Below are 796 nucleotides of genomic sequence, written 5' to 3' on the forward strand. Positions count from 1 at the left end.
CGTTCTGACATCCAGAGAGCCGTCGCACTGTCGCAGCGGGATCTCGCTCACCTCGTCCTGATCTCTCGCGGCGTTGTTGGTCTCGTACTATATTCCAACTTCTGACGGGTTACGCTGACGGATACCCCGATTCTTATCTCGAACTTCTTGTGCGGGTGATTGAAATGTCAGCGCATCGTATAGACGGTAGCTACGCAATTCCAATAGGTAAATCGATTGGCCAAGATGCGCCGTAGCCACCTTATAGGACTCGATTTGTTGAGCATTCAGATCCGTCAAGCGGTCCCTCCGTTCCCGCCAGTAGGTATAGCCGCTGCCCAACACGCCTGTCAGAATGAAGCCCGCTATCAAGAGTACAAGAGGATGACGAAAAAAACGGCTCACGTCCGATTGGCGCTTATTCATTCTCAGTCGGAATCCACTCACGCCTTGCGTCATTTCCGTGGATTTGCTTTGAAGCTTGCCCCTCTTTGCTTTGCCGTGTCTAAGCATTGCCCGTCGCTCAAGTGCAAGTCAGTCTCGCCTCGCCGAAAAGTCTAATGCATCCGCGGTAGCAATGGAGCGACTGTTCGGTCGAATGTCAGTCTGTTTCGGACTCAACGCAACGCCAGCTCGAGGAATCACATGCGGGATCGTCGCTAGACGGTCCGGTTGTCTGGATGAAGCCGACGTTCGAAATGAAGGTGGGATCCGGAAGTGTCGCGTGAACGTCAGAGACGTGGTGAATCGTGTGGCTTTCCAGCCAGTGCGCGATTTCGCTCAAGTCATGCATGATGTTTTCCGTTTTGGCGCTGTG

General features: G+C 53.4%; 1 protein-coding gene. It reads right to left on the bottom strand.

From position 1 onward, the window contains the following. Positions 1-580: 580 nt before the first annotated feature. Positions 581-796: hypothetical protein (locus F6X42_RS43680; RefSeq protein WP_222945943.1), on the bottom strand; the 216-nt coding region annotated here is incomplete at its 5' end.

The sequence above is a fragment of the Paraburkholderia podalyriae genome, from assembly GCF_014397785.1.
Taxonomy (GTDB): domain Bacteria; phylum Pseudomonadota; class Gammaproteobacteria; order Burkholderiales; family Burkholderiaceae; genus Paraburkholderia; species Paraburkholderia podalyriae.